Source organism: Priestia sp. 179-F W1.4 NHS (assembly GCF_045369295.1).
Lineage (GTDB): Bacteria > Bacillota > Bacilli > Bacillales > Bacillaceae_H > Priestia > Priestia zanthoxyli.
Genome location: NZ_JBIQFF010000002.1, coordinates 552,106 through 572,256, shown reverse-complemented (window position 1 = coordinate 572,256; position 20,151 = coordinate 552,106). Strand labels below are relative to the sequence as shown.

At 38.8% G+C, this 20,151-nt stretch carries 21 protein-coding genes and 1 riboswitch; of the genes, 13 read left to right on the top strand and 8 right to left on the bottom strand.

The features are described 5' to 3' along the window. The first annotated feature begins 167 nt into the window (after nucleotides 1-167). Genes ACH0CI_RS13410 through ACH0CI_RS13395 form a run of 4 tightly spaced genes read left to right on the top strand, consistent with a single transcriptional unit; the run spans nucleotide 168 to nucleotide 4,949 of the window. Complete coding sequence (locus ACH0CI_RS13410; RefSeq protein WP_406901588.1) at nucleotides 168-1,862, top strand: hypothetical protein; 1,695 nt, start codon at nucleotides 168-170, stop codon at nucleotides 1,860-1,862. A 14-nt stretch (nucleotides 1,863-1,876) separates the two neighbouring features. Next, complete coding sequence (locus tag ACH0CI_RS13405) at nucleotides 1,877-3,100, top strand: ABC transporter permease (protein ID WP_406901586.1); 1,224 nt, start codon at nucleotides 1,877-1,879, stop codon at nucleotides 3,098-3,100. Further along, nucleotides 3,097-4,242, top strand: a complete 1,146-nt coding sequence (locus ACH0CI_RS13400; protein ID WP_406901585.1) for an ABC transporter permease — start codon at nucleotides 3,097-3,099, stop codon at nucleotides 4,240-4,242. The genes ACH0CI_RS13405 and ACH0CI_RS13400 overlap by 4 nt, the downstream gene beginning before the upstream one ends. Then, entirely contained in the window at nucleotides 4,239-4,949 is a 711-nt protein-coding gene (locus ACH0CI_RS13395) for an ABC transporter ATP-binding protein (RefSeq protein ID WP_182029583.1), read from the top strand. The genes ACH0CI_RS13400 and ACH0CI_RS13395 overlap by 4 nt, the downstream gene beginning before the upstream one ends. A gap of 52 nt (nucleotides 4,950-5,001) precedes the next feature. Here ACH0CI_RS13395 and ACH0CI_RS13390 read toward each other — a convergent pair whose 3' ends face one another. The 3 genes from ACH0CI_RS13390 to ACH0CI_RS13380 all read right to left on the bottom strand — a co-directional run bounded on the left by ACH0CI_RS13390 (nucleotide 5,002) and on the right by ACH0CI_RS13380 (nucleotide 7,211). Continuing rightward, a complete protein-coding gene (locus ACH0CI_RS13390; RefSeq protein ID WP_033578338.1) occupies nucleotides 5,002-6,357 on the bottom strand; it encodes a hemolysin family protein in 1,356 nt (451 codons plus the stop codon). Between the two features lie 59 nt (nucleotides 6,358-6,416). After that, the gene (locus tag ACH0CI_RS13385) at nucleotides 6,417-6,782 is read right to left on the bottom strand and encodes a MerR family transcriptional regulator (RefSeq protein WP_406901583.1); all 366 of its coding nucleotides are present in this window, start codon (nucleotides 6,780-6,782) and stop codon (nucleotides 6,417-6,419) included. A 228-nt stretch (nucleotides 6,783-7,010) separates the two neighbouring features. Further along, nucleotides 7,011-7,211, bottom strand: coding sequence for a hypothetical protein (locus ACH0CI_RS13380; protein WP_028414212.1), 201 nt, complete (start codon nucleotides 7,209-7,211; stop codon nucleotides 7,011-7,013). A 147-nt stretch (nucleotides 7,212-7,358) separates the two neighbouring features. On the opposite strand from ACH0CI_RS13380, the gene gloA2 reads away from it, so the two are divergent. Together gloA2 and ACH0CI_RS13370 are read left to right on the top strand one after the other, a co-directional pair. Continuing rightward, complete coding sequence (gene gloA2, locus ACH0CI_RS13375; protein WP_014461134.1) at nucleotides 7,359-7,757, top strand: SMU1112c/YaeR family gloxylase I-like metalloprotein; 399 nt, start codon at nucleotides 7,359-7,361, stop codon at nucleotides 7,755-7,757. A gap of 5 nt (nucleotides 7,758-7,762) precedes the next feature. Next, a complete protein-coding gene (locus ACH0CI_RS13370; protein WP_099000178.1) occupies nucleotides 7,763-8,629 on the top strand; it encodes a gamma-glutamylcyclotransferase family protein in 867 nt (288 codons plus the stop codon). Nucleotides 8,630-8,777: 148 nt separating this feature from the next. Here the strand turns inward: ACH0CI_RS13370 and ACH0CI_RS13365 are convergent, their stop codons facing one another. Then, nucleotides 8,778-9,653 (bottom strand): aldose 1-epimerase family protein, encoded by an 876-nt coding sequence (locus tag ACH0CI_RS13365; RefSeq protein WP_406901582.1) that lies wholly within the window; start codon nucleotides 9,651-9,653, stop codon nucleotides 8,778-8,780. Nucleotides 9,654-9,794: 141 nt separating this feature from the next. Between ACH0CI_RS13365 and ACH0CI_RS13360 the strand changes: the two genes are divergently transcribed. Further along, the gene (locus ACH0CI_RS13360; RefSeq protein WP_016763336.1) at nucleotides 9,795-10,241 is read left to right on the top strand and encodes a YndM family protein; all 447 of its coding nucleotides are present in this window, start codon (nucleotides 9,795-9,797) and stop codon (nucleotides 10,239-10,241) included. A 190-nt stretch (nucleotides 10,242-10,431) separates the two neighbouring features. Here the strand turns inward: ACH0CI_RS13360 and lepB are convergent, their stop codons facing one another. The 3 genes from lepB to ACH0CI_RS13345 form a co-directional block, all read right to left on the bottom strand. After that, nucleotides 10,432-10,983, bottom strand: a complete 552-nt coding sequence (gene lepB, locus ACH0CI_RS13355; protein ID WP_098112680.1) for a signal peptidase I — start codon at nucleotides 10,981-10,983, stop codon at nucleotides 10,432-10,434. A gap of 190 nt (nucleotides 10,984-11,173) precedes the next feature. Further along, the gene (locus ACH0CI_RS13350) at nucleotides 11,174-11,518 is read right to left on the bottom strand and encodes a LapA family protein (RefSeq protein WP_406901581.1); all 345 of its coding nucleotides are present in this window, start codon (nucleotides 11,516-11,518) and stop codon (nucleotides 11,174-11,176) included. A 690-nt stretch (nucleotides 11,519-12,208) separates the two neighbouring features. Further along, nucleotides 12,209-12,547, bottom strand: coding sequence for a YmaF family protein (locus tag ACH0CI_RS13345; RefSeq protein ID WP_406901580.1), 339 nt, complete (start codon nucleotides 12,545-12,547; stop codon nucleotides 12,209-12,211). 253 nt (nucleotides 12,548-12,800) lie between these two features. Here ACH0CI_RS13345 and ACH0CI_RS13340 point away from each other — a divergent pair, with 253 nt between their 5' ends. After that, a complete protein-coding gene (locus tag ACH0CI_RS13340) occupies nucleotides 12,801-13,208 on the top strand; it encodes a DUF1259 domain-containing protein (protein ID WP_016763340.1) in 408 nt (135 codons plus the stop codon). Nucleotides 13,209-13,411: 203 nt separating this feature from the next. Here ACH0CI_RS13340 and ACH0CI_RS13335 read toward each other — a convergent pair whose 3' ends face one another. Continuing rightward, the gene (locus ACH0CI_RS13335) at nucleotides 13,412-14,164 is read right to left on the bottom strand and encodes a M48 family metallopeptidase (RefSeq protein ID WP_028414208.1); all 753 of its coding nucleotides are present in this window, start codon (nucleotides 14,162-14,164) and stop codon (nucleotides 13,412-13,414) included. Between the two features lie 261 nt (nucleotides 14,165-14,425). Here ACH0CI_RS13335 and ACH0CI_RS13330 point away from each other — a divergent pair, with 261 nt between their 5' ends. The 5 genes from ACH0CI_RS13330 (at nucleotide 14,426) to ACH0CI_RS13310 (ending at nucleotide 20,141) form a co-directional block, all read left to right on the top strand. Beyond that, a complete protein-coding gene (locus tag ACH0CI_RS13330; RefSeq protein ID WP_328153269.1) occupies nucleotides 14,426-15,670 on the top strand; it encodes a methyl-accepting chemotaxis protein in 1,245 nt (414 codons plus the stop codon). A gap of 206 nt (nucleotides 15,671-15,876) precedes the next feature. Further along, a complete protein-coding gene (locus tag ACH0CI_RS13325) occupies nucleotides 15,877-16,383 on the top strand; it encodes a GNAT family N-acetyltransferase (protein WP_048020280.1) in 507 nt (168 codons plus the stop codon). A 47-nt stretch (nucleotides 16,384-16,430) separates the two neighbouring features. Further along, nucleotides 16,431-17,585 carry an amidohydrolase gene (locus tag ACH0CI_RS13320; protein WP_406901577.1) on the top strand — a complete coding sequence of 385 codons (1,155 nt, stop codon included), beginning with the start codon at nucleotides 16,431-16,433 and terminating at the stop codon, nucleotides 17,583-17,585. A gap of 63 nt (nucleotides 17,586-17,648) precedes the next feature. Next, a riboswitch (SAM riboswitch) is annotated at nucleotides 17,649-17,750 on the top strand. A gap of 68 nt (nucleotides 17,751-17,818) precedes the next feature. Next, nucleotides 17,819-18,061: a hypothetical protein gene (locus tag ACH0CI_RS13315; RefSeq protein ID WP_028414204.1), complete on the top strand. Its 243-nt coding sequence runs from the start codon at nucleotides 17,819-17,821 to the stop codon at nucleotides 18,059-18,061. Nucleotides 18,062-18,527: 466 nt separating this feature from the next. Continuing rightward, on the top strand, nucleotides 18,528-20,141 hold the full coding sequence (locus tag ACH0CI_RS13310; RefSeq protein ID WP_406901576.1) for a M20/M25/M40 family metallo-hydrolase: 1,614 nt from the start codon (nucleotides 18,528-18,530) through the stop codon (nucleotides 20,139-20,141). The last annotated feature ends 10 nt before the right edge of the window (nucleotides 20,142-20,151 follow it).

The window sequence follows — 20,151 nt, the reverse complement described above, 5'->3', positions numbered from 1 at the left end:
ATATATTGGGTACTTAAGTAGAGTACTTTGCACACGATATTGCACCGAAAGACATCGGTTTATCGGACTAATTATTGTCTTATTTTGTCGAAGTAGTAGAATTTATGGAAACCATTCCTTATCATGTACAAAGTGACTAACAAAATACATAGGAGGTTCTGGTGTAGATGAGTGAGAAAGATCAAAACAGAACAACAGACGAAACAGCGGCTTCGCTAGAAACAGCGCCCGCTCCCAAAAAAGCGCCAGCTAAATGGATTATCATTTTGGCAGCTTTAATTGTGATTATTGGAGGAGTAATTACATTTGCTACGGTATTTAAAAAATCTCCTAAGCAGTTATATTTAATTTCTGAAGTAAATACGTATCAAAAAGCAGCAGATGAATTAGAAACGAAGTACAGTGAAACGATGGCTTATCAGGAAAAAGCGATGAAGCAGCCTTCTACCACAAATGCTACTGTCAAAGGCGGCTTTAACATGGATTCACTTTCGTATGATCCAAGCTTTAAAATGATTCAAGATCTTATCAGTAAAGCTGAAATTAAAATTAAAGCGGAACAAGATCCGAAAAAAAGTGAAGCATACGGTTCACTGGCTCTTAATATCGGCGGTTCAAAAGCGCTTGACCTAGAAGGTTTTCAAACGAAAGAAAGAATAGGCTTTAAAGCCCCGATTCTAGCAAATGAATATTTCTATTTAAACTTAGACGAATATGGACAGGTAGCGCGTAAGTTCGATCCTTCGTATTCAGGTCCTGAAACGCTTGATATTAACACGAGTAACGTAAGTTTAGAAGACTTAAAGTTAACGGAAAAAGAAAAAACCTACATTGCAAAAGAGTATGGAACGTTCATTTATGATCAGCTAGACAGCGATTATTTTACAAAAGAAAAAAATGTGGATTATAAAACAAATGGCAAAACGCTTCAGTTAACAAGCGTGACGCTTAACATGTCTGACAAAGAAACAAAACAATTTATGGATAAGCTTATTGCGAAGGTAGCGAAAGATGACAAGCTTCATACTATCTATGCAAATCACGTGTCTAAGCTGTTTAAATCTTCAGCAGCGACAAATCCAGAATTAAAAGATATGGCAGATCCAAAAGAATTGAAAAAATCAGTAAAAGAAAGTCTTCAAGACTTCCAAAAAGAAGCAAAAGATACGACTTACCCTGGCGGTGTTAAATCAACTGTGTACGTTCAAGATGATGTTGTTGTAGCTCGCGATATGAACATTGGCGTAAAAAATGCTTCTAACGATAAAGGAAAACTTAACGTCGTAACTAAAAATATTCCGTATGAAGATAACAAAACGGCTAAGCAGTTCAAAGCAGTCCTAACCGATAGCACTACCGATGATGCATTTACGTTTGATATGAAAAATGACGTAACAACGGAAAGTGAAAAGAGAAAAGAAAACATGTCTATTCATTTGTTAACAAAAGATTCAAAAGATGAAGACACGAATATGACGTTTAAAATGAATTCAGTAATCAACGGTAAAACCGATGCAAAACAGACGGCTGACCGTACTTTCTCTTTAGACTTAGGTGATCAAGAAGATCTAGTAGTAAACGGAGAAGTAAAGCAGAATCAAGCAATAAGTGCTTCAAAAGGAAAAGCAGATTATTCGTTTGATATTCGTACAAAAATAGGACCAAAAGCAGATCCTGCAAACGTTACGTTAAAAATTGACTCTGCTTCTCAATTAAAAAAATCAGCCTCTATTCCAGAGCTTGACGCATCTAATGCGACAAACGTAAAAGATGTAACGCCTGAAGATATGCTGTCGATTCAAGAAAATTTCGCTAAAAATGTTCAAGGTCTCATGATGAATATGGGAACCGCTGGTTACTAAAAGGTGCAAAGCAGATGAAGATATATTTCTCTTTGACTCTTTTTACATGTAAAGCTCTATTGAAAAATATAAAATCTCTCATACTGCTAATAATGATCCCTGCTCTGTTTTTACTTGGAGCAGGGATCATTATTAGTCAGACCATGCAAGGTGAGGAGAAAGTCAATCGGTTTCCCGTGGCCATTGTGGATAAAGATGATACTGCACAGACGAAGTACGTCATCGAACAGCTGACTGAAGGTAAGCTTCGCAAGATCATGAAGCCGCTTTATACGAATGAAGAGAAAGCTAAACAGCTGCTGCAGCAAAATAAAGTGGCAGCCATTGTAACACTGCCAAAAGGTTTTAGTCACGATATTGCTCATGGGAAAAATCAGCCTTTACACGTCATTGGAAACAACAATAAGCCGCTTCAGTCACAGGTGTTTCGCTACGTGATGGAAAGTGCAGCCGACTACACGTCAGCCGCTCAAAGCGGTATTAATACGGTTGATGCCTTTTTAGAAAAAGAAAATGTTTCCGATGAAAAGAGACGCGCAGAATTTAAGAAGAGCTTAGTAACGTTTGGGCTTCATGTATTAGATAGAGGAAGTTTATTTGATGAACAAGTAGAAACGAGTTTCTTCCAGCAGGATATGAAGCAATATTATGTCCTGTCTTTTGCTGCTTTGCTACTTATGATTTGGAGCTACGGCGGATGGCTGCTTGCTAGTGAAACGCAGACTTCTCCCGTGCTGGATCGAATGAAAACAAGAGGTGTATCGTTTCTTCGCATTTATTTAGCGCAGATGACGGCTCTGTTTGTTCTTTTGCTACCGGTATCTGTCGTATTGTTTGGAAGCATCATTAAAGGACTGAAACTGCCTGTAACCGGTACGTACGGAGAGCTTTTTCTAGGGATAAGCGGAAGTTTGTTTGCTTTTTTATGTTTGTTTTTACTTCTTCGGGTTCTTTTTTTATCACAAAAAGCTTATCAACTAACCGGCATGCTGTTTATTTTGCTGAGTGCGGTTTTAAGCGGACATGTTGTGCCGGTCGTCTATTTACCAGACTGGGCTAGTGGTTTTCAAAAATGGTCACTCAACACCCGCGTCTTGGAGCTGTTATTTTATGAATTTGATGGATATAACACAAACGAAGCTTTTCTTTACCTTAAGCCTATTCTCATTACGGCAGCAGGAAGTTTTGTTCTTGCTGTTGGCTACGTGATGACTTTGCAAAGGCGGTGGAGAAAATGATCAGTGAAAAAATAAAGCAGCTGCTGAAGCGTCCTATGCTTATTGTCATGATTTTCTTTTTACCTTTAATAGGAACGGTCATCAGCAGCTCGTTTTTAGCAAAAGTACAAAGTGATTCAAAAATACCCGTTGCTCTTGTCGATCAAGACCACAGCAACATGTCTAAACAAGTGCTGGATCGACTGCGGAAAACAACAGAAATTCAGTTTCTTTCTATGAATGAAGAACAAGCGAGAAAGCAGCTGGAGAAAAATAAAATTGACAGCATTTTTGTGTTTCCTAACGGATTTCAGCAAGAAGTAGCAGCGGGGAATTATCAAGGAGTCATTGATTTGCTTACGCTGCCTTCTTCCGTTGCGACAGAAGCGGTTCGAGAAGTCGTGGCCAGTGAAGTGACACGGTTAACGACAAATGTTAAAGCCGCAAATGAAGTGCGTTTTTTATATAAAGTCTATCACATTCATGCAGGACCGGATTTATGGAAAGAAGCGTATCACTATACCGATAACCAGTGGAAACCAAAGCCGCTGATGACAATTGATTACGAGGCGCAAGGAACGAAGAAGTATAAGAAGCAAGGGAGCGTTCAAATGACCGGATACGTGCCGCTATGGGGATTTTTTACGCTTTTACTTTGCTGCATTACATCAGATTGGATGATTAAAGAGCGGAGTCATCTTTTTAAACGAATGAAGACCATGCAAAAAGGACTTTATGGTTATATTCGAAGCGTCAGCGCCGCTTATGCTGTGCTATACGTGCTTCAAGCTCTCATCAGTTTTGCTCTATTTGAATGGCTGTATGGAGCAGAGTCTTACGGTGTGCTGCTGTATATGTGTATCTATGTGATTGTGTGCGTTGCTTTTAGCACGTGGCTTGCAAGTGAAAGTCAGCGAGTTGGCTCTTATTATATGATCAGCGTCGTCACAGTCACAGGACTCAGCATAATAGGAGGGAGCTTTTTCCCGGTAGGAGAGCTTTCTGCAACGATTGAAAGAATAAGTCAGTGGCTTCCGCAGCATCTGCTTCTGTATCAGCATACACTGCCGCTTACGTTCATTTGGAAAGAGATAGCTGTTTCCATTGGATGCATATGTTTGTGCACGTTTAAAATAGTGTGGAATGTGAGGAGCATTAAATGATTGAAATTAACAATGTTAGCAAAACATACGGAAAAAAACAATCGTTAGCAAATGTTACGCTGACCGTAGAAAGTGGAGAAGTCATTGGTCTTTTAGGACCAAACGGCGCTGGTAAGTCAACGCTTCTGTCTATTTTGTCTACCATTACGGCTCCTTCAAGCGGGAATGTCACGATTGGAGGCTTATCGCTTAAGAAAAATCAAAAAGCGATACGAGAAGTCATTGGCTACGTTCCACAAGACATAGCGCTGTGGGAAGAGCTTAGCGTAAAAGAAAACATGAAAATGTGGAGCAAAATGACTTCACGCTCTTTGTCGAATGAACAGCTTCAGTCTCTTTGCTCAGCTGTACAGCTCGAAGGAAGATGGAAGGATAAAGTGAAAAATTTATCAGGAGGCATGAAGCGAAAGCTGAATATAGCCGTTTCACTTATTCATGAACCGTCCGTTTTGTTAATGGACGAGCCGACAGTCGGAATTGATTTGCAGTCCAAGCTTGAGATCATTCGTTATATTAAACAGCTGGCGGCAAAAGGAAAGACGATTATCTATATCACCCATGATTTGAATGAAATTTTAGGCGTGTGTGATCGGTTTGCCGTCTTAAAGGAAGGAAAGCTGGAGTTTGTCGGCACGATGGACCAAGCGAAGGAAAAGACTGGGGAAGACGCAGAAGAGAACGTTGTGTATAAGCTGCTGCATGATTAAGAGTAAACAATCATAAAAAAAGAGCCGCTTCATGAAGAAGCGGCTCTTTCTATTATGCTTGTGTAACTTCTTGTTCTGGTGAATGGCTTTCAGGCTGCACGCGTTCTTCCTCAGGAAGGGCACGTACTTCCACTTCTTTCATTTGGTGACCGTCCATTTCTTTTGCAATAAACTCGTATCCAAAAAGTTTGAACGATTCGCCTTCTTGAATATCGATATTTTGCATCAGCATCCAGCCGCCGATTGTATCGATATCATCGTTTTCAATTTCGATATGAAGCACTTCGTTGACTTCTTCAAGCAGTACTTTTGAGTTAAAGACAAAGTGCTGATCGCTGATTTTTTGAACAAGCGGCTTTTCATCTGTATCAAACTCATCTCGAATTTCTCCAACGATTTCTTCTAAAATATCTTCAACGGTAACGATACCAGCCGTACCGCCGTACTCGTCAATCAACACGGCCATATGCGTACGTTTCTTCTGCATCGAGCGCAGTAGGTCTTGAATCGCTACGGTTTCAATTACTTGAATAATAGGATTCATATAAAGCTTCACGCTTTGCTTTTTTAACGCATCGTTAATTACGACATCGTTTAGAATCTCTTTGACGTTGACTAAGCCGATAATGTTATCTTTGTCTCCGTCAACGGTAACAGGGTAACGGGTGTAGCGGTCTTCTACAGCAAGCTTTAAGAAATCTTCAATGCTGTCGTCTTCAGAAACAGCTGAAATTTCTGTTCTTGGTACCATGATTTCGCGAGCAACACGGTTATCGAATTCAAAAATGTTGTTCACGTACTTATATTCAGACTGGTTAATTTCCCCGCCTTTAAAACTTTCTGATAAAATAATGCGCAGCTCTTCTTCACTGTGCGCAAGTTCATGCTCTGAAGCTGGCTTTAATCCAAACATGCCAGTTAACAAACGGGCAGAACCATTGAGTAACCAAATGAAAGGGAACATGATTTTATAGAATAAAATTAACGGACGAGCAAACAATAACGTAACTGTTTCAGCTTTTTGAATCGCAAATGTTTTTGGCGCTAATTCACCAACGACTACGTGAACAAACGTTACAAGCGCAAATGCGATAATGAATGAAAGAATATGTGTTAAAGATGCAGCAACACCAAGTTCTTCAAACAGAGGTTCCAAAATCTTCGCAACAGTCGGTTCTCCTAACCAACCGAGTCCTAAAGCAGTAATCGTAATACCAAGCTGACACGCAGATAAATACTCATCTAAGTGTGTCGTTACGGTTTTAACCGCATTCGCTCCTTTTTTGCCTTCAGCAACAAGTTGATCTACCCGTGAACTACGAAGCTTCACAATTGCAAACTCTGAAGCAACGAAAAAAGCAGTGAGTACAATTAAAATCGCAAAAATAATTAAGTTAATGGTTATCAATGAATATACTTACTTTATAGTGCTATAAAGTAAGTAAACACCTCCTGTAAATAATAAATTTACGACAGCAGCAGCAGTAAAGAGTGCAAAAGAGTGACGCTTTCTGGTGAAAGCCCATTCATCATTACTTTTCGATCTTCTTCGTTAAGCTTTTCCATAAGCGGTGCAACTTCTTTTAAACTGTCGTTTAGTACGTAAAATTTGGATGCTAATTCGTCTTTGGAGTGGCTATTCTCGGATTGCTCTACAGAAAAGAGAGAAGAAATCTCTTCAAGAGAACGGCCTTCGCTTTTTAATTTTTCAATTAAGTAAAGACGTTTCAGCGCTTCTTCGTTATAAAAGCGATAGTTAGAAGCAGAGCGTTCTGCTTTTAACAACCCAATGTTAGTATAATAGTCAACCGTGCGCTTCGTTACATGTGCCATCTCTGCAAGTTCGCCAATTTTGTATGTCGCAACCCCATCAGAATACCACCTCCTTTAACTATGTCAACCATCACGTGATGGTTTTTATCTACGCAACTATTTATCTTTTATCCTATCGTAATTAAGTATACGCGCGTAAGATCAAAAAGTTTCATTTTTTTATTAGCATTCAGTATATCTCAAAATAAGGTAGTTTGACAAAGATTTTATAAAAAAAACTCGCTTATATTAAGCGAGTTTTTTAGTAGGATGACGTACGATAATGTGCATGCGTTCATACACATATTGAATACGTTCAGTATATTCTATGAACTCAGAGCTCATTGGAGATAGCTGATCAGCAATACGGTGCATAATAGCAGCTTCTTCTTTTAACGAATCTAAATTTTGAGTTCTGTCAATTCTAGATTTAAATGTTAACGAAATCATGTTATTCACCTCGTTGTTATATTACTTGTTATGAGACACTATGTCCGTGACTTTTATCACTCTAGTCAAAGGTGATAACGTAATTATTTGATGTTTGCCGGCATTTTGTGTAGGATGATTAGAAAAGGGTTTTTATGGGAGAATGAAATGAATTTAAAACGAATGCACCACGTAGCCATTATAGGAAGTAATTATGAACGTTCAAAAGCTTTTTATGTAAATGTGTTAGGATGCAAGATTATAGAAGAAACATATAGAAAAGAAAGAGATTCATATAAGCTAGATTTAGAAGTAGCTCCTGGCTATCAAATTGAGTTGTTCTCGTTTCCAAATCCGCCACAGCGTCCTTCAAGACCTGAAGCGTGCGGCTTACGCCATTTAGCTTTTGCGGTTGAAAGCGTAGAGGATTCCAAGCGTGAACTAGAGCAGCAAGGGATTGATGTGGAACCTATTAGGGTAGATGAACTAACGGGAAAAAAATTCACATTTTTTGCTGATCCGGACGGGTTACCGCTAGAGCTTTATGAAGAGAAAGAGGGGGAATAAGGAGTATGTGCAATTATTTATTTGTATACGGAACGCTTCTTGAAGGAGAAGGTAATCACGGATTGCTGCATCATGCGCGCTCAATTGCCAAACAGGCAAAAACGAAAGGGAAATTATATGACACTAAGCACGGCTATCCTATGCTCGATATTGACAGTGAACATATTACGTACGGAGAAGTATATGAAGTGACCGATCAGCTTATGTGGAAGGCGCTTGATGAATTAGAAGGGTACATTCACGAAGGTCATAAAGACAATGAATATGATAAAATTGTGCAAACGGTTGAAACGGACCAAGGTGAATTTGAAGCCGTTGTGTATGTAGCAAGAGACCGTTCCCTGCTGCAAGAATTTATCCCAGGCGGAAACTGGCGCGTATGGAAAGAAGATTTATTAGAAGGCATGCTGTATTTTGCTTACGGTTCATGTATGGATAACGATCGTTTTATTAAGCACGGCGTTGACCAGCATTTCCAAGACTGTCTTGGCAGAGCTGTTTTTAAAGGCTATACGCTTCGATATAACCACGTTATTCATGACGGAGGACGTGCAGACATGGTTGAAGAAGGCGGAGTTGTTGAAGGCAAACTGTACCGCGTGCCGCCCGAAGCAATTACGTATTTGTATGGCAGAGAAGGGGTAGATAATAACGGCTATCGTCCTGCTATTATTTCTGTCGAGCATGAAGGTAAGATGGTGGATCATGTTCTTACTTTTTTTGTGTTAAATAAAGAAAAAGAAGTCGCACCTCCGGATCACTATTCGACTGAAATTATTCGAGGAGCAACAGGTGTACTCAGCGAAGAATACGTTCAGAAGCTAATAGAGCAAGTCCATGCGCTAAAAAATAGCGATGTTGTAAATAACTAATATAAAAGAGGCTGGGACAAAAATATGTTAGTTAAAGGAAGATCCGAACGAGTAATCGTTCGGATCTTTTTATTGTTATGGTGAACGCGGGTTTAATCTATTTAACTGCTTCTAGCTGTTGATTGGATTGATTTTGTTATGTGTTGCATTAGCTAAAGGAAACAGAGAATTCTGTTTGAAATACACCGTCTTTTGATAAACGGTTGATGCCTAATTTTTCTTTGAAATTTCCGTTGTGGTCATGCGTATCTGCAATTCCAAACCAAGGTTCGATGCAAAGAAATGGAGCGATTGTATGATTTTCTGCATCATACTTTGACCAAATACCGACATACGGGAAATCATTAAACTGAACGTTAATATGATTTTCATTAACCGGCGATTTAATCGTAATTCCGTCAATATGACTAAAAATTAACGCATCATTTGCAAATAAATCTGCGCTTAGCGGCAGCTTGTGCAAGTTTTCTGCAGCCCCTTTTTCATGAATAAGAGCGTCTTTTAATACAAATTCCTTCGGCGTAGTTTCAGAAGGCTCTATTTCTAAAAAGTAATCAGAAATCTGCTCGTTTTCACGTAACGGAATACGAAAAGCAGGGTGGGCTCCAATTGAAAAATACATATCCTCTTTATCTTCATTTACTACTTTCCACTGAAACGTTAATCGGTTGTTTTCCAGCCGGTAGCTAATTTCAACTGAACATTCAAACGGATACACGTCTTTAAAACGGCCGTTTGTGGCGAATTTCAGCCGTGTAGTTTCGTTTGTTTGCTCAATCACGCTGAAAGTAGAATCACGTAAAAAGCCGTGCTGAGGCAAAGAGTATTCGCGCTGATCAACGGTATACTGATCATTTTTTAATCGGCCTACGATTGGAAACAATACGGGCGATACTCGTCCCCAATAAGCGGGGTCTCCGCTCCACATAAACTGCAGGCCTTTTTCTTTATGAAATACTTCTACAACTTCCGCTCCTTTTTCTTCAATGCTGACTTTCATTTCGCTATTTTCTAGTACAATCATTACAACATCTCCCAAATCATTGTTGTACGCTAGAGCTGTCTCAAACGTACTGGCTTTGCTTATATTATACCCTTCTTGGCAAAAAAGGTATTAATTTCCCTATTTTTGTTCAAATTAATATAGAAAAAGGAGGGTTCAAATATGAATCATGCAACATTATTGCTTATTAAATTTGCAGCGGCACTTATTGCGTTTGGTATAGGCCTTGATTTGTTTTTTGATGCAACCATCGGAGACATTATTTCTTTTAGCTTGCTAACGACAGTTGTGACATATCTAGTAGTGGATCGAATTGTACTGCCTCGAGTGGGCAACCGTGATGCCATTATTGTTGAATTTGTTCTAACATATATGAGCGTATGGATTTTTGGCACATTGTTATTAGACAGCTACGTTCAAATTGCTTGGGGAAGTATTATTTCTGCAGCAATTATTACATTTGCCGAGGTTTTTGTTCACCGCTACTTATTCAACCATATTGAAACAAAGCATACAGCGAGAACGCGCCCGGCTTTTAAGCGAAAACTAGCGTATGACACAGAATTTGCAGAAGAACAGCATGTAGAAAACAAAGAAAATCCAAAATAAAAAGAGGCTGGAACAAAAGTATTTTAGCTGAAGTGAAAAACGAACCACTAATCAACATGTCTGACTGATTAGTGGTTCGTTTTTGTTTGTTATGGTGAACATAGGTGTCACAAGCGGTTCAGCTCATGTATCCCATTTGTTCGTCTTTAAGTTGGATTCATTTCGTTATGCCTCAACCTCTTTTTATGTGTTAGTGCATAAAAGTCATTTCGTTTAAAGGCCAATATTTCATGTTGACTTCTCCCATGATTGAAGAAATGGGGGTGAGGCCAAAATGTCTTCCGTCCCGGCTTATGCGTCTGTTGTCACCTAGCACTAATACGTATCCATCCGGTATCGTGCCGTCTGGAGACAGTTCATACGTGGAAAAGTTTTCAGTAAATCGCTCGTAAGCAGGCACTTTAGATAAGTATTTATGGAGATGCGGCTCTTTTTTGACCTTGTTATTTATATACAGAACATCATCTTTGTATTCGACTGTTTCTCCAGGTAAGCCCACAATCCGCTTGACTAGAAAATCACTGCTATAGGGAGCTTGTAAAACAACAATGTCAAAGCGCTCCAGCTTGCTGTGTTTGTTAATAATAATTCGATTGCCTTCGTGCAAAATAGGCTTCATAGAATCACCTTTCACAGTGTAGGGCTGAAACCAATAGTGCTGAACGACAACAGAAAGCAAAACGGTGCCGAGGATGACGCTTGTGTATGTAAGAATTTCACGCTTTATTTTTTTATTGATCATAATGGATGAACACCTTCTTAACGGTAAGACTGTCAATTTAAGTTTTTCATAGAGATATAACAGTGTTGATTGTACCATTCAGAACTAAAGTTTTCCATATCTATCTGTTTATGCGTGTATCCCGAAAATATGCTTGGCGGAACAAAAAATGAAAAAAGCCGTTATTCTAGAGAATAACGACTTTTCTTTATTATAACTGAGCGCGCTCAGTGCGAGTAGCTGGTTGATTTGGCTCTTCTTCCACAACAGGCTCAACAGGCTCAACAGGCTTATGCTGCTTGATTTCTTCTTCCAGTTCAGCAATTCGCTTGTTTTTCTGTTTCACTTGTCCTCTTAGTTGAACAATTTTTACAAAGCTCAATGAAGCAGCAACAACTCCTCCAAACACAGCCGTTGTTAAGATGATTAAAATAAGAGGCCATTTTTGCGAACCAAATACATAGTTAAATTGTACAGGATCGTTGTTAATTACAGCTAAAACAGCAATGATAAGAGCAAATATAAGTCCTAAAATAAAAAAGCTCTGTCCTTTCATAAGCTGCACTTCCTTTCTTTACATGGTCATTACACCTTTTACAGCGTAACCACTTGTCTTAAGTGTTTGCTATCTTGCTTATAGGTATACGTATCCACATTTAAACAAAATCAAACATTTTCTTGATTATATATATCTTTCTTTTAAAACACAATATATCGATTGGTGTAGAAGGTTTGACATGTCCAAAGACCTGGTATGTCGAATTTTTGGAATAAAGAGCTCGCGTATCCTTTTTTGCTTAAGCACATTAAGCAGGGGGAGAGCCTTTCATTTAAATCATATATGTACAAAGAGGCTGTGACATATTCAAATGAATCCAACCTAAAGACGAACAAATGAGATACATGAGCTGAACCGCTTATGACACCGCAGTTGATTTCCGTACAAGGAAGGCTTCGCTTTCAGCGGTCGGCCGCTGAGCCTCCTCGTCGCTTGCGCTCCTGCGGGGTCTCACCTGTTCCGCTTTTCCAGCAGGAGTCTTTGCCTTGCCCTTCAATCAACTGCCAGAAGGAACGAAACAGATGAAGCTGTATTCAAGTAACAAAAAAACGAACCCCTCATCAAACATGTTGATCAATGGTTCGTTTTTCACTTGGGCTAAGATACTGTTGTTCCAGCCTCACTTTTACTAAAGATTTTATATAAACGCAAGATGAGACTTTGATCTAATTGCATTAAATTGTTTCATTATCTATCACCTGGAGCAGGGTGGTCTACGCCTTTGACATGATGCCGATGCTGGTTGTCTTCGCTGGTGTAAAAGTCATAATAGTGAACATGCATACCGTTGCCAATGGGAATAGCGGGACCAGAGTAGGCTTTGTAATGATGTGTATGTCCGTCTTCAAAAACAACATAGCCTTCTGTATAGTGAATGTGGCTTCCATCCTCGCTGTGAATTGGAGGAGACGTTACATCGAGACACTGATGGACATGTCCTGACGCAACGGAAGTGTAGTCCACTGAGCCATGATTATGATGAGGAACAAACCCTGAAATAAAATCATCTTTGCCTATTTTTTTCATTTTACTTCCTCCTATAAATTCAATTTTTAAAAACTGTTTAAGTAAATTATTTAAATGGGCATCTGAATTTCTCTTTTTAGTTAAATTCAAAAATACATGCTATTGATATGAACAAAGAAAAATAAATATGACTTTTGCTAATAAGGATTTATCAAATAGGTAGTTTTCTTGTGCGTTTGCCGTTTCTATTTAATAACTTTCACATATATTTATTAAGAAAGGACAAGTTATTATAAGAGAGGAAGTCAGGATAATGAGTTGGGAAAATAAAAAGAGTCTATGTCAGGAGTTTGCGAGAATTCTAGGTGGACAAGGCAGTTTAGATGAAAATGGCGTTTGTTTAGTACAAAAGTTTCGTACGATTCGTTTTAAAATTTTAGGGCGTCCTACGCGCTCTCCATTAGTTACCCCTCAATTTTTCACTTTTGAAGATTTAGATAGCAAAGGAAGAGCGCTAAATCTAGGTGAAACCGTGCTTTTGCAAGAAGAGGTAAATCCATTATTAACGGAGCTTAGAAAAAGAGATATTAAGGTTACGGCCGTTCACAACCATTGGCTATTTGAAGAACCGAGAGCAATGTATATGCACTTTGAATCCGTAGAGCCACCGTTAGATTTTGCACGAAAAGTAAGAGAAGCGTTTAGAGTACTAAAAGGATAAAAAGCAGTTTTTTATAGAATCAGTTTAGTCTTACTTACTGCTTTTAAAATTAGATTAATAAACCTTTAAACATGTATATTATATATTTCTTTATAAAATGCGCTTGAATGAACCTATGAGGTTAACTAATTTTTGAGCAGTAAGACTCTTGTATCAAAATAAAAAAAGCACGCGTTCGCCGCGTGCTTTTTTTATGTATAAACTTAAAATGCGTTTAGGGTGTTATCGCTTAACCACTGTTTGCGTTCAGCTGCATCTTCGAATAACTCATCTGCATTTGTAAATTGAGAAGCAATGACATATTCAATTGTTGCAAGAGGAGCTGTTAGCAAACGCCAGTTTAATACGATTGTATTATCTTGAGTCGTAGCGTATTCTTCACCTAACTCGTCCCACTTAACAGATTCAGGAGCATTGTCAGCTGCTTTTTTAACAGATTTCAAAGCTTCTTGGAATTTTTCGCCTGCGCGGCCTTGGTACCATTCTGTTAATAGTTGTCCAATACCTTCATTTGTTTGCTGCTCGTTCCAGCTTTCAGGTACTGTAGCAATGAATTTTGCACGGAATGTCATTTCAGCCTTTGCTACATCTCCACGAACGATGTTTAAGCGGTATTGACGCCCTAGGTAAGGGAATTTGTCTCCTTCTTCAAAAGAACCAGTTTTAGCTGCAGAAGCTGCTGCTTTAGGAGCCTCTTTTTTAGCTGTTTCTTTTTTTACTGCTTCTTTCTTTGGAGCAGCTGGCTTTTCCTCAGCTGGTTGTGAACCGTTTAGTTGTTTTAAAATCCATGTTGCTTTGCGTGCGATGATTGAACGCACATTGTTTTCATTAAGACCTCTTGGGATAATAACTTTTACCCCTTCTTTGTCACAAATTTGCACCGTGATATCGGTTCTATTTGGAACGACTTCAATTTTGTAGTCAATTGTTTGATTGCCTGTTTGATACGTATACATAAAATTTTTCGTACTCCTTTCTACAAATCTTCATTTTATAAGCAAAGGTAGAGTTTGGTCAAATGAAAGAATAATCAGACAGTTATCAACTGCTGTTGCAGCGCCTTGCAGGAAGATATGTATTCCAATATTTAGTGGAAAAGCGCCAATAATAATTGTTTCAATTCTTCTTTAGTTTTTACAAAAAAATATAAAAATATGCCGATACTACTAATATAGATTAGACATTCTATGTCTTTAGATTGTATAGGGGATGAAAAAATGAAAAAAGCTTTTCAAAGTTTACGCATGAAAATGCTATGTATGATTGCAGCCATGATGGCCATAACATCTACTGTAATTGAAGTAACCAATTATTATCTTATTGTGAAACAAGAGCAAGCAGCTTCGATTACGCTAGTGATTACATTTCTGTTTGTTTCTTTTACAACTACCGTGTTCTATTTTATCATACGTCGCTACATAATTGCGGTTGAAAATTTGTCAAAAACAATGAAAGGGATTTCAAACGGCGATTTATCTGTAGATGTTGTTCCTTTGAAAGGGAAAAATGAGATTAGTACACTCATATCTTCATTTAATGAAATGATGACTCACATGAGAATGCTGCGTCAGAAAATAAGTAAAACAAAGAGCACGGTCAGTCATTCCTCAGAGCAATTGCTTGTAAGCATGGAGGAAACAAAAACAGCTGTGACAGAAGTTACGATGTCGATTCAAGAAATTGCTGCGGGTTCTGATAAGCAGTTGCTAAGTGTGGTTGAAACCGAGCAAGCTATGGTGGATATGGCCAAGCTGCTTCAGAAAATGACTGATCATTCTTCAAAGGTACAACAATCGATGAACAGAGCCTCTGAACATGCTTCTACCGGAAATGTTGCGGTGAAAGATGTGACGAATCAAATGAATAAAATCTATGAAACCGTTAAGATATCGACCAGTGAAGTAAAGGGACTCGAAGATCGTTCCGCAGAGATTGGCCGCATTATTAATACGATTACAAGAATTGCTGAACAAACAAATCTTCTTGCACTTAATGCTGCTATTGAAGCTGCAAGGGCTGGAGAACATGGAAAAGGTTTTGCTGTAGTGGCAGGGGAAGTACGTAAGCTAGCGGAAGAATCTAAAACGTCCGCTATACAAATCAGTCATTTGTTAAAAGAAATTGAAGTACAGGCAAAGCGGGCTTATCAAAACATGGAAGTGAATACGGAAGAAGTCACGCTTGGTATTGCCACTGTCGAAGATGTAACGCAACAGTTTTCCACAATTATGGAAGATGTCTTTGCCGCTCAAGAACAAATGAACAAAATGACAAAAGCAACAGGAGAGATTGATGGGTATTCGTTCAAAGTAATGGAGTCCGTCATGACCCTTTCGGAGGTTGCTAAACAAGCAGCTGCTTACGCTGAAGAAGTAGCTGCGGCTTCACAAGAAGAGTTAGCATCTATAGAAGAACTTGTGATGTTGGCAGCTAATTTAAAAGCTACGGTAAGTGAGTCCTGAAGTCTATCTTGATATGTACGTAATACGCGCAGTTTTCTGCGTGTATTTGTTTTATTTATATCTTTTATAGAAAACGATAAATAGAATTGACACGTTATTAAAGCAGTTGTATAGTGAGTACGCAAGGCGGCAGTCTGTCTTTTTTAATTCTTAGTAAACTTATAAGTTAAATAAAATATTTAAGTACTATATAAGGAGACAAAGAGATGAAAAATGAATTCCGTTTGGCAACAAATGACGACGCGGATAACTTATTGAACTTAACTCTACAAGCATATAAGCCTATTCGAGAGCTAGGCATTCCTTTCTTAGCAGCTACTGCTGATCTTGCCCTCGTTAAGAAAAATATTTCTCAAAACCTTTGCTATGTATATGAAGAAGATAAAAGAATCGCTGCCACTGTATCTATACGAATGCCTTGGGGAGAACATCCAGGTCCGTTTGCTGTTCCGCATTTTTGGTGGTTTGCAGTGGACCCGTCGCTTGCCAGGAAAGGCGTTGGATCTAAGCTGCTGCATCTAGTAGAGGAAGAGGTAATAAAGAATACGTTTAAATCGCCAGGTGTGTCTTTAGGAACAGCAAAAGAACATCCTTGGTTAGTTGAGATGTATGAACGAAAAGGATATGTTCAAGCTAAAGAAAAGCACCTTGCACAAGGCTATACGACCGTATTTCTTTATAAAAAATTCAATGAGGTACACTCTTTGTCGTAAAAGATAGAGAAGTGGTCTAAATTAAGAAATGTGAAAGAGTGATAAATATGACAGATCAATTACTACTAAATACGCTAATAGACATACGCCGTGAGCTGCACCGGTTTCCAGAGCTTTCAATGAAAGAATATGAAACAACTAAACGTATTAAAAAGTGGTTAAAGCACTACGATATTTCTATAGCGGATGCATTCCATTTAGACGTGGGAGCAGTAGCGGAAATTGTGGGAGGAAAGCCGGGACCTACTATCGCTATTCGAGCTGATATTGATGCGCTGCCAATTGAAGAAAAAACCAATCTGCCATTTGCTTCTGAAGTGAACGGTGTTATGCACGCATGCGGACATGATTTTCATACGGCTTCTATAATCGGAGCAGCCATTCTTCTCAAAGAGCGTCAGCAGGAGCTTTGCGGTACGGTTCGATTTATCTTTCAACCGGCCGAAGAAACGGCTTCTGGGGCAAAAATGCTAGTTGAAAAAGGTGTGCTCGACGGAGTAGAAGCGATATTTGGGATGCATAACAAACCGGATCTTCCTGTAGGAACCATTGGTATCAAATCGGGACCTTTAATGGCAAGTGTTGATCGTTTTGAAATTGACGTCAAAGGAGTAGGAGGTCACGCGGGCATCCCTGAAAAAACAGTAGATCCGATTGCTGCTGCTGGTCAAATTGTTACTAGTTTACAAACCATTGTCAGCCGTAATCTCAGTCCATTTCAAAATGTTGTTGTCAGCATAACTCAAATCCACGGAGGGAGCTCGTGGAACGTCATTCCTGACAAAGTAACGCTTGAAGGAACGGTGCGTACCTTTCAAGAAGAAGCGAGAGAAAAAATACCGGCTCTTATGAAACGAACTGCTGAAGGGATTGGAGCAGCTTTCGGGGCTTCAGTAGACGTTAAATGGTATCCGTATCTTCCTGTAGTAAACAATGATGATACGCTGGAAAAATTGGTTATTAACGCTGCAGAGAATCTTAGTTATCAAGTCGTAGAAGCTGAACAATCGCCTGGAGGAGAAGATTTTGCCGTATATCAGCAGCGTGTACCAGGATTTTTTGTATGGATGGGTACGGCTGGAGAATATGAATGGCACCATCCTTCTTTTTCATTAAATGAAGAGGCATTACTTGTAGCAGCTTCTTATTTTGCTAATCTAAGCTTTGACTTTTTGAATTCATTCCATTACCAAAAAAATTAAAATATTTTTATTTTTCTATTTACGCGGATGGAATTGTTTGATAAAATAAATTTTAAATTAAAAAAGTTATCACGAGTGGACGAGAGATCTGGCTCTTTGACTCCACAGCAACCTACGAATGTAAGGTGCTCCTACCAGCAAAGCATGTGCTTTGGGTGATAAAACGGGTGAAAAACTCATTTTGCATCAAAGCAAAATGAGTTTTTTTTATTTTTCTAAAAGGAGAGGGTTTTATGAGTCATACAGCAGTTGCAGCACATACAGGAGAGAAAGCATTAAAGGAAGCCGTAAAATTATTAGGAAAGCATTATCAAGTAGCTTATCGTGAATTAGAAACATTTTATGAAATTGTGGTCGAAAACCATGTTCGTACATATGCTGTAGGCATAGATATTAAAGATGTACAAAAAGCAAATGAACTAGAAATTTATTCATCATGCTGTTCCAAGCTTGAGCGAGTAGGCTGTCTTTTATAGAAGTCTGCTCGCGCCTCTATTTTTAAAGTGTTTTTAAATAGAAAGCATGTTTTTTGACAATTGAAGAATCTGGTGGGTATAATCATTACTCACTAGGTTTCAAAATTAATCATAAATTGTCGAAATTTTTACACAAATTAAAGGTTACATTCGAAATGAATTGTGGTATGTTATAAAACAAGAATATTTTATGAAAGGAGCATTGAAATGGAAATGTCTCTTGAACATGGAAACGATGCAGGAAGCGAACAGCTTATTGATCGTATCCTAGACTTTTTAGAAGATGACGAAAAGTAAAAAAAAGAGTGTGCGGTGCTAGCCCTAGCCGCGCACTCTTTTTTTATCATTTGCGTCAAGGAAGCGCATACTATGATACATAGGGATAGAATGAAAGGGTCTCTGTCAAAGGGATTGACGAATCGTTTTGTTTGATGGAAAATTTAGAAAAAGGAAAGAGATGAAGGGTATGTCGAACAAAACATCTTTGTATCAAACAAGAGAACAGTTAAAGAAGCTTGTAAGCGAATTGGTTTCTATACCTAGCGTGACAGGAACGATGGCAGAAGTGGAAATGGCTGAATCGATAGCGTCGTATTTATTGAAGCTGCCTTACTTTCAAAAAAACGAGCAAGTTGAGCTTCATTCAACAGGAGACGGGCGATCGATTGTCACAGCTTTTGTTGAAGGGAAAAATACGAATAAAACAGTTGTATTAGTCAGTCATTACGATGTAGTGGATGTACAAGATTATGGACAGTGGAAAAAGGATGCTTTTCACGCTGATACGTTAACGAGTACTTTTTATAATGATATGGAACAAGTTCCGGCGCACGTACAAAAAGATATGGTAAAAGGAGACTGGCTTTTTGGCCGAGGAACGATGGACATGAAAGCAGGTATTGCTCTGCATATCAGTATGATTGAACGAGCATGCAACGGAGAGTTTGACGGAAACATCCTGCTTCTGTCGGTACCGGATGAAGAAGTAAATTCGCTCGGAATGAGAAAAGCAGTGCCTGTTCTTTTAGAACTTGCGTGCAAACATCAGCTGGATTTTTCTCTCATGCTAAATGCAGAACCAGTGTTCAGCCGCTATCCTGGTGATCAAACGAACTATGTGTACTCAGGATCGATTGGCAAGATCATGCCAAGCTTTTTGTGTTATGGAAAAGAAACTCATGTAGGGGAACCGCTAGCTGGTTTGAATGCTAATTTACTAGCTTCTTATTTAACAAAAGAAATAGAACTAAACGTTGATTTTTGCGAAAAAGTAAGAGATGAAACGAGTCCACCTCCTACTGTGCTGATACAAAGAGATTTAAAAGAAGAGTATTCCGTTCAAGTTCCGCACTCTGCCGTTGTATTATTTAATTTATTTATGTTAAACCGCTCTCTTAAAGAAGTAACAGATCTGCTGTTGAAATCGGCTGACAAAGCGGCTTTGAATGTAAAAAAACATTATAATAAAGCTGCTCGGCAGTACGCTGTGGGAATGGAGGGTTCATCCCTTGACGTGAACGTATGGACGTATGAAGAACTTTATACTCATGCAGTCAAACAGCACGGTGAAAAATATGTGCAAGAAATGGAAGCGGCACTTTTGGCACAAGAAGATGATGACAGAAATAAAACCATTAAATTAGTAAACTCTTTAGCTGGTTTATGTAAAGAAGCAGCTCCGATGATAGTCTTATTTTTTACGCCGCCTTTTTACCCGGCCGTTTGTTCACATGATGATCTCTTTGTACAAAAGATTTTGTCAAACGTACAGGCAACTGCCAAAGAGCAATTCCAAGTGGAGCTAGTTGAACAAAGTTATTTTGGTGGAATTTCGGATTTAAGCTATGCCAGCCTGCAGCACCCGCTTCATACATTTAACACGTTAGTAGCCAATATGCCTCTATGGAATAAAGGATATCATATCCCGCTAGAAGAGCTAGAGGAGCTGAAGATGCCGGTGCTGAACATTGGACCGCTGGGAAGAGATGCGCATCAATGGACCGAAAGATTAGACGTTCAGTATTCCTTTGAAATTTTGCCTCACTTCATTTATCAAGCTATAAAAGAAGCACAGAAATAAACATCCGTCC